General features: G+C 40.5%; 9 protein-coding genes. 2 read left to right on the top strand and 7 right to left on the bottom strand.

Going from position 1 to position 5308, the window contains the following annotated elements; all coding sequences use genetic code 11:
* Window positions 1–42 precede the first annotated feature (42 nt).
* Window positions 43–1254, top strand: coding sequence for an aminofutalosine deaminase family hydrolase (mqnF, locus tag WA010_RS12730; RefSeq protein WP_422557494.1), 1212 nt, complete (start codon window positions 43–45; stop codon window positions 1252–1254).
* Window positions 1251–2123 (top strand): signal peptide peptidase SppA, encoded by an 873-nt coding sequence (sppA, locus tag WA010_RS12725; protein WP_422557493.1) that lies wholly within the window; start codon window positions 1251–1253, stop codon window positions 2121–2123. Before mqnF ends, sppA begins: the two co-directional genes overlap by 4 nt.
* A 56-nt stretch (window positions 2124–2179) precedes the next feature.
* Here sppA and WA010_RS12720 read toward each other — a convergent pair whose 3' ends face one another.
* The 7 genes from WA010_RS12720 to WA010_RS12690 all read right to left on the bottom strand — a co-directional run bounded on the left by WA010_RS12720 (window position 2180) and on the right by WA010_RS12690 (window position 5145).
* On the bottom strand, window positions 2180–2530 hold the full coding sequence (locus WA010_RS12720; protein ID WP_422557492.1) for a DUF86 domain-containing protein: 351 nt from the start codon (window positions 2528–2530) through the stop codon (window positions 2180–2182).
* The gene (locus WA010_RS12715) at window positions 2523–2816 is read right to left on the bottom strand and encodes a nucleotidyltransferase family protein (RefSeq protein ID WP_422557491.1); all 294 of its coding nucleotides are present in this window, start codon (window positions 2814–2816) and stop codon (window positions 2523–2525) included. The genes WA010_RS12720 and WA010_RS12715 overlap by 8 nt, the downstream gene beginning before the upstream one ends.
* Window positions 2794–3126: a nucleotidyltransferase domain-containing protein gene (locus WA010_RS12710; RefSeq protein ID WP_422557490.1), complete on the bottom strand. Its 333-nt coding sequence runs from the start codon at window positions 3124–3126 to the stop codon at window positions 2794–2796. Before WA010_RS12710 ends, WA010_RS12715 begins: the two co-directional genes overlap by 23 nt.
* A gap of 66 nt (window positions 3127–3192) precedes the next feature.
* Complete coding sequence (locus WA010_RS12705) at window positions 3193–3585, bottom strand: type II toxin-antitoxin system HicB family antitoxin (RefSeq protein WP_422557489.1); 393 nt, start codon at window positions 3583–3585, stop codon at window positions 3193–3195.
* A complete protein-coding gene (locus tag WA010_RS12700; RefSeq protein ID WP_422557488.1) occupies window positions 3586–3774 on the bottom strand; it encodes a type II toxin-antitoxin system HicA family toxin in 189 nt (62 codons plus the stop codon). It lies immediately after the preceding gene.
* Between the two features lie 103 nt (window positions 3775–3877).
* Window positions 3878–4390, bottom strand: a complete 513-nt coding sequence (locus WA010_RS12695; protein WP_422557487.1) for a hypothetical protein — start codon at window positions 4388–4390, stop codon at window positions 3878–3880.
* A gap of 47 nt (window positions 4391–4437) precedes the next feature.
* The gene (locus WA010_RS12690; protein ID WP_422557486.1) at window positions 4438–5145 is read right to left on the bottom strand and encodes a hypothetical protein; all 708 of its coding nucleotides are present in this window, start codon (window positions 5143–5145) and stop codon (window positions 4438–4440) included.
* Between the last annotated feature and the right edge of the window lie 163 nt (window positions 5146–5308).

The following is a 5308-nucleotide window of genomic DNA, read 5'->3' as shown; positions in this document are numbered from 1 at the left end:
GCGCTATACTTTATCTTTTAAAATCAGTATGAAAGATCTCTTGTGCAAATCCTCCTAAGTGACACACTTTTTTCCAACGGAGTGATCCTTCGTGATCACGGTATCGTGTTTGATAAAACCATTATCGAGGTTTCCCCGAATGATGAACTGCGCTCTCGTTACGGCGAGCAATGTACTGAGTTAGGCGAAGGTTCCGTTTTGGTTCCGGGACTTATTAATTCTCATGTCCATTTAGAGTTCAGTGCCAACCGCTCCACCCTCACCTATGGTGAGTTTATGCCGTGGCTATCGAGTGTTATCGCTGCGCGTGATGAGCTAATCAATGAATGTGATGAGTCGTGTACATCCAAAGCAATCAACACCATGCTCACCAACGGTATCACCGCATTCGGTGCCGTTAGTTCGTATGGATTTGATTTGGAACCGTGTTTTAAAGCACCTCAAAAGGTTGTCTTTTTCAACGAACTTATCGGTTCCGATCCTCAAATGGCGGATGCGTTGTATAGTAATTTCCAAGAGCGTCTTTTTGCCTCCCAAGAGCTAAAACGCGATGGTTTTTACCCCTCGATAGCGATCCATTCTCCCTACTCGGTTCATCGTATTTTGATCCAAAAAGCGCTCAAATATGCCCGTGAGAAACATCTTCGTGTGACGGCTCATTTTATGGAAAGTCCTGCTGAGCGTGAATGGCTGGGTAGCAATAGCGGAGCCTTTGCTCCCTTTTTCCAAAACTTTCTCAAACAGACTCAAGCCGCCAATACGGCAGAGGAATTTTTGAGCTATTTTCGTGACAGTCCCACCCTTTTTACCCACGCCGTTCAAGCGTCTGACAAAGAGCTATCAGCCATCGCCGAGGGGAACCACACAATTATCCATTGTCCTATCTCTAACCGACTGCTGGGCAACGGGGTACTCGATCTGAAATCTCTAGAAGAGAACACCATCCGTTTTGTTTGCGGCACCGACGGACTAAGTTCCAACTATGCCCTCGATCTCTTTGAAGAGATGAAAGTCGCCCTCTTTATCCACCCGAATGAGGATTTACTAAGCCTCGCACAACAACTATGGCAAAGCGTCACCGCCCATGCGGCAGAAGCATTGCAACTCAATTGTGGTAAAATCGCACCAACTTTCGATGCCGATTTTCTGGTGATGCGGGTCAGCTATCCAATCAATGATCAACTGCCGATCCATTTGATTACTCAGCCGCATACCATCGAATCGATCTATATCAATGGAGATAAAATACAATGATGGAAATTGTTAAAAAAATCGGTAGCTGCATGGCAACGGGACTGCGATTTATCCAAGGGCATTTCAAAGCAACCGTTTTGGTACTCTTTGTCCTTTGGCTCATTCTCCCCTCAGGTGATGAGGGGATCACTCCCCATAATCTCCAAAAGATCACGTTAACAGGTCCGATTTTAGATGCAACCCCTATCGTCGAGCAGATCGATGAAGCAGGTGAAAATGACGATGTCAAAGGGGTATTGTTCAGTATCGACTCACCCGGCGGAGCCGTTGCCCCATCAGTTGAGATCGCCTACGCTATCAAACGCCTCAGTGAGAAAAAACCGACCGTCGTCTACGCCGCTGGGATCATGGCGAGCGGCGGATACTACTCTGCCATTTGGGGAAATGAGATTATCGCCAATCCAGGCAGTATGATCGGCTCCATCGGTGTCATTATCGAAGGGGCAGACGTCTCAGGTCTAATGGAAAAAGTAGGGGTAAAAACACAAGTCGTCCATGCTGGGGAATATAAACAAGTAGGAACCATGGAGCGTCAATGGAGTAACATTGAGCGTGCCGAATTAGAGAAAGTGATTAACGGAACCTATGATCTCTTCGTCGGCGATGTCGCACGTGCACGCCACCTCGATCTAAACCAAAGCACCGAATACGCTAACGCCCATATCTTTACCGCCGCTCAGGCAAAAAAAGTGGGGCTTGTTGATAACATCGGTGTCGAGTACGACGCGAAAAAACGGGTCGAAGTTCTCAGCAAAGTAACCGATCCGGTGTGGAATAAAGAAGACCCGATGGATAAATTTTTCAAACGGTTCGCAGCGGAGGGAGCCAGTTTGGCTCACATGTACTTTCCGCCTGTATCGTTACAATAACGCTTCCTGTCATGCCTAACAAGAACCTCTACGAGGTTCCTGACCCAAAATATATTTTATTTTATATCCAAATACTTCTTCGCAATTTGTTCAACGATCTCTTCAAACATAACAAAATCATCTGCCAGAGTATCCCATAAAATCTTATCATCCAGTCCAAAATAATGGTGTGTTAACACATCTCTCATTTTGGCAATTTCACTCCACGGCACACTACTATACTCATCTTGTATCTCTTTAGGTACCTGCTTTACTGCTTCACCGATGTTTTCAAATGCTTTTGCCGTCGCATACACTTTTTCAGTATTCTCTGTAAACTCTTCAAACGTGATATTTGCCGTAAATTTTCGAATATTTTGGCACTCAGCGAGAATATCTCTGAGATAAAACTTCCAATCCCTAGACATAAATCATGTCCTTGTAGATATAAGGTTTTAAATCACTTTTGATGGTTTCGGCTCTGACTAAATCGACTTTATGATTGAGATATTTTTCCAGATCAGCGAGATATTTGAGATATTTAAACATCGAAAAAGTTTTTCCTTTTTCGATCTCATAGACAATATCGACGTCACTATCACTCTTCTCTTCACCGCGTGAAAAACTGCCGAACAATCCGACGAGGATCAAGCCGTCTTGCTGATAACGGGGCTTTAAAGCTTTAAGGATTTCAAGAATTTCGTTTTTGTTCATACAGAACTTTCCCTTTGTGTCTCGCATCATACAAGGCGGTATTGATCCACTTCTCATCACTGTGGGATAGATAGTACTCTTCGTTCTCGACGAGAATATCTTTGGCTACGGCAATCCCTTTGAGCGCATTACGGATTTTTGATTTTTTCTCTATTTTCGTTCCGTCAGATTCGGTGATGATACAAAGGTCTAAATCACTATCTTCCGTAGGTATCCCATAAGCATAACTGCCGAAAAGGATGATTTTTTTAGGATTGAGCGGTTTTAGTTTTTCGACGATTTGAGGTTTTAATACTTCTATATCAATCATGACACCGACTCCTTCTAAAAATTTGTTATTGGATTATTATATCGAAAAATCGAGCTTCCAACTTTTTTACGCCCCGATACTCAGACGCGCGATATATCCGCTCCGCGTCTCTCCCGCCTCTTTAGCTTTTGCATCGAGTCGTGCTAACACACGGCGAGGTAGAGTGATATTTACCCTTTCGGCTTTATCGTCCAGTATCGCGGGATCAATCTCGACAATCGCCCAAATGTATCCTGCATACTCCGCTAATGAGCTGTATCTGCTAACAGGAGATGGGGCAGGTATCGTTTCATTATCATCGAAAAGTCCGTCGATATGGAGAGTGATCGACTCTTTGGCATTATCAATCGCTTCATCGAGGGTATCCCCTGCCGAAAAACACCCCGCGAGATCGGGTACGATTACCCCGAATGCTGTTGTTTCATTACCGATTTCGATTGCGATAGGGTAGCGCATCATTTATTCCTCCTTGAGTCCGGCTTGTTTCATAATCGCCCGTACTAACCCGATACCTAAATCTTTTTTAGGATGGGGGACAGTGACTCGACCAGTTTTGGTCGGATGTTTAAACTGATGGTGACTTCCGCGCACGGTAACCAATACCCAACCATCAGCCAACATCTTTTTGATTATTTCCGAACTTTTCATGAGACTATTATACTTACTATACACATCATTGTCAAATGGTGCTAATTTATCACTTCTAAGTGAGAAAATAAATCAAAAGTGAAAGGAACCAAGAGAATACATTCTATTTTAATTGAGTAACAAATATAGAAGAATCTACCCCATCAACTTTCATTTTATATAATCCACCCGTTTTATATATTGTCACTTGTGGTGAATAAGCATAGTGATATGTATAGGCATAACTCGATTGTTGCCAAATTTGACCATTACGTAATTTAAAAATTGTTTCACCGTCCCAACCCTCAAAATCACCATCGATATTACTTTCTATAACATTTGTATTACTATTTTTAGAAGATGGCTGTTTCTTGGTTTTGCCTGATGATAAGCGATGGACGGATATTTTTTTACCATCAACGATTAATTTCGCACTACTTGGACAAATAATAACTTGAGGGGAATATGCGTACATATATTCATATGAATATTTCACTTCCCACATTGAGCCATCTGAAAGTTGAAATATTTCATCGTTATTTCCCATAAAAGGCATAGGCTTTATAATTGAAGATTCATAACAATCTGAGCCAAAAACATTAAATGACAACATTATAATTATGAATGTTTTCATCATTTTAGAAACCCTTAAATAGAATTATTTACAGTTGTTTAGTTCTTCGTCTATTTTGTTAATATATATACTTTTGGCTCATTGCTTTTGAAGCTATAATCATAGCTATTAGTATTTATTGGTGTTTGATAGCTATTAATATTGTCATTACTTGTTTTGTACAGCGTATTGAACGTTTCATTTTGTCGATCTAAGATTGCATCCCATTCTCTACTACTTTGAGCAGATTTTTGTTGTCTTATTTGTTCATCATGCATAGCTTGTTGTTGTGCCATCTGTTGATTTTGCATATATAATTGTGCTTGTTGTTCTGATAATGCATAAGCATTATTGCTTATTTGGACACAAGGGAGAAGAAAATGTTGTTTACCATCAGTAACTACTAATTTAGTATTATCTTCTTTTGCCATTGCAATATAGAAAATTTGTCCATTTTTAGAAACCCCTTGCATCCGATTTGAATATATACCAGTTGCTTTTGAGAATATTTGCTTTTCTTCTTTATCTTCATATATCCATTTTTCACTAGAAATCAACGAAAGTATCCCAGTCTCATTTCCTATAGTACATTGATATGTTTCTCCAATGCGAATAGGCATGGGAATCATAGGAGATGGGTTTACCGATTGTCTATAATATTTTCCATTGACAACTTTTAAGTTTTCCATTACTACTGGTCTTGGTTGATTTACACAACCAGTCACTAACAATGTTAATGGTGCAATCATCAAAATTGAAATTGCTTTAATGTTTAACATGCTATTCCTTTTTTTATTAAGAGATTTTTTGCATCAGCTGATCCTTGAAAAGTTAGAAGGTCTTTTCCGCATTGACATGTTATATTTCCTGCAAGCCTAGTATCTAATGCATTTGTAATATCTAAATGTATTTTTAATGCTCCAGTATGGCAAGGGATAATAT

Source organism: Sulfuricurvum sp. (assembly GCF_049305995.1).
Taxonomy (GTDB): domain Bacteria; phylum Campylobacterota; class Campylobacteria; order Campylobacterales; family Sulfurimonadaceae; genus Sulfuricurvum.
This window is presented reverse-complemented; position numbering and strand designations above follow the sequence as displayed.

Coding starts and splice junctions, on each gene's coding strand:
- WA010_RS12715 (WP_422557491.1), bottom strand. CDS start 2,816: ATGAACAAAAACGAAATTCTTGAAATCCTTAAAGCTTTAAAGCCCCGT.
- WA010_RS12695 (WP_422557487.1), bottom strand. CDS start 4,390: ATGATGAAAACATTCATAATTATAATGTTGTCATTTAATGTTTTTGGC.
- WA010_RS12690 (WP_422557486.1), bottom strand. CDS start 5,145: ATGTTAAACATTAAAGCAATTTCAATTTTGATGATTGCACCATTAACA.
- sppA (WP_422557493.1), top strand. CDS start 1,251: ATGATGGAAATTGTTAAAAAAATCGGTAGCTGCATGGCAACGGGACTG.
- WA010_RS12700 (WP_422557488.1), bottom strand. CDS start 3,774: ATGAAAAGTTCGGAAATAATCAAAAAGATGTTGGCTGATGGTTGGGTA.
- WA010_RS12705 (WP_422557489.1), bottom strand. CDS start 3,585: ATGATGCGCTACCCTATCGCAATCGAAATCGGTAATGAAACAACAGCA.
- WA010_RS12720 (WP_422557492.1), bottom strand. CDS start 2,530: ATGTCTAGGGATTGGAAGTTTTATCTCAGAGATATTCTCGCTGAGTGC.
- WA010_RS12710 (WP_422557490.1), bottom strand. CDS start 3,126: ATGATTGATATAGAAGTATTAAAACCTCAAATCGTCGAAAAACTAAAA.